Below are 1651 nucleotides of genomic sequence, written 5' to 3'. Positions count from 1 at the left end.
TTAGAGGCCGTTCGCTTTCCGAATGCTGTGTGCGGATTCCGCTGGGCAGGCATGAGATTCCGGCTGTGGCGGGAGTCTCGACTCGTTGCTGATCGAGTCGGCCTGGGGGTGGCGGATGCCGTCGATGCGGGCGGTCCTGGAAACGCGGCGGAAGACCGCTGCCGTGCGGGTGGAGGAGCTCGAAGCTGAACTGGAGCGCGTGCGGGCGGACTTGGTGGAGGCCGAGGAGGTTCTCAAGCTTCGAACGATCGGCCTCGAGCAGTATCTGGAAGCGCTCGCCGAGGAGGAACAGCCGGCCGAGACGGTCGTTGGCCCGTCGCCGAGGAAGCCGGTGGGCCCGCGCCGTGCGGTGCCGCAACGCCAGAACGCGGCCGGGGTCGAAGACCTGTCGGTGGATTACCAAGCGGTGATGGCAGCCGCGGCCGAGGCCGGGAACGACGGGCTGGGTGCCCGGCGGGCGGCCGTGGTGCTCGGCTGGGACAGCGCCTCCGCCTCACGCGTCGAGGGCGCGAGAGCACGGTTGAAGAGGCTGGTGGAACGGGGCTGGCTGGTGGAGACGAAGCCCGGAAGGTTCACCCTGCCGGCAGAACAGCGCACTGATGAGGCTGTGCGGCCAGGCGGCGGTTCATGAGGGCGATCATCGACCAGCGGATGACGGCTTCGCTCGTGTCGGTGCGTCCTTCGTAGTCCCGGACCAGGCGTCGGCTGCGCAGAAACCAGGCGAAGGACCGTTCGACGACCCAGCGGCGGGGCAGCGGCTGGAAGCCTCGGACGTCCTCCCTGCGGCGGACGATGTCGAGGACAAGCCCGAGATGCTGGGCGGTCCAGTCGGTGAGGTGGCCGGTGTAGCCGCCGTCGGCCCAGACCCGCGCCAGCCGCCGAAAACTGCCGACCGCTCCCGGAAGGAGTGTTCGGGCGCCGTCCCGGTCGGTCACGGACGCCGGTGTGACCAGCACGGCCAGGAGTAGTCCGAGCGTGTCGGTGAGCAGGTGCCGCTTACGGCCGTTGATTTTCTTGCCCGCGTCGAAGCCCCGTGAGCCGAGGGTGACGGTGGCGTCTGCCTTCACCGACTGCGAGTCCACGACCCCAGCGCTCGGCTCGGGGCTGTGGCCTTCGCCGGCGCGGACGGCTTCCCGCAGCCGGTCGTGCAGCTCGGTGACCAGTCCCGTGTCCCGCCAGCGGGCGAAGAAGGCATAGACGCGCGGCCAGGGCGGGAAGTCCGCGGGCATCGCCCGCCACTTGATGCCGTTGTCGACGAGGTAGCGCACTGCGTCGATCATCTGCCGGTGGCAGTAGCCCTCCGGACGCCCGCCACGACCCGAAAGCCAGCCCGGAACCGGAAGCAGATCCTTCACCACGGCCCACTCGGCATCGCTCATGTCCGAGCCGTATCGGGGCCGGCGCTGCGGCCGGTCGACCGCGTTCCCGAACCTGTGGGCGAGGCAGTCACACCCACGAGTGGACGAACTGGACTCGGCGACCGCGACCACGCGACACTTCGACAACAGGGCCTCTTGGTTTTCGCTGGACTCGACATCCGCGAGCTACCAAGAGGCCCTTCCTTCATGCACCGGTCCCGGACAACTCACCCGAACCAGGCCCCCGTTCGAACCTGTCCACCCACGCGAACGGATAGAGAACAGGCAGTTAG

General features: G+C 68.8%; 2 protein-coding genes. One reads left to right on the top strand and one right to left on the bottom strand.

Annotation, left to right across the window (positions count from 1 at the left end):
• Nucleotides 1-124 precede the first annotated feature (124 nt).
• Nucleotides 125-631, top strand: a complete 507-nt coding sequence (locus ACZ5NW_RS37590) for a hypothetical protein (protein ID WP_468748545.1) — start codon at nt 125-127, stop codon at nt 629-631.
• Here the strand turns inward: ACZ5NW_RS37590 and ACZ5NW_RS37585 are convergent.
• A complete protein-coding gene (locus ACZ5NW_RS37585; protein WP_468748544.1) occupies nt 573-1379 on the bottom strand; it encodes an IS5 family transposase in 807 nt (268 codons plus the stop codon). The genes ACZ5NW_RS37590 and ACZ5NW_RS37585 overlap by 59 nt on opposite strands.
• Nucleotides 1380-1651: the final 272 nt, after the last annotated feature.

This window comes from Streptomyces sp. NPDC032126 (assembly GCF_055580085.1).
This window is presented reverse-complemented; position numbering and strand designations above follow the sequence as displayed.

Bases quoted from the DNA above. Each gene is read 5' to 3' on its own strand.
- ACZ5NW_RS37585 (WP_468748544.1), bottom strand. From the start codon at position 1,379: ATGAGCGATGCCGAGTGGGCCGTGGTGAAGGATCTGCTTCCGGTTCCG.
- ACZ5NW_RS37590 (WP_468748545.1), top strand. From the start codon at position 125: ATGCGGGCGGTCCTGGAAACGCGGCGGAAGACCGCTGCCGTGCGGGTG.